Consider the following 208-nt stretch of genomic DNA (forward strand, 5'->3'; position numbering starts at 1 on the left):
TACACAAGAGTACATGCGACAAAACCAAGACAAAATGAATACATCTATGAACCGTTTATCTAGCGGTAAATCAATCAACAGTGCAGCTGACGATGCAGCTGGTTTAGCTATTGCTACTCGTATGCGTGCAAAAGAAGGCGGATTAAATGTTGGGGCTCGTAACACACAAGACGCTATGTCTGCTTTACGTACTGGTGACGCTGCATTA

At 43.3% G+C, this 208-nt stretch carries 1 protein-coding gene; it reads left to right on the forward strand.

Annotated features, from left to right (window positions below; genetic code table 11):
• A partial coding sequence (locus tag MR170_RS32930) for a flagellin N-terminal helical domain-containing protein (RefSeq protein ID WP_481746809.1) occupies nucleotides 1-208 on the forward strand: 208 nt, incomplete at both ends.

The sequence above is a fragment of the Bacillus cereus group sp. BfR-BA-01524 genome, assembly GCF_022662595.1.
In the GTDB taxonomy this organism is placed as follows: Bacteria; Bacillota; Bacilli; order Bacillales; family Bacillaceae_G; genus Bacillus_A; species Bacillus_A thuringiensis_S.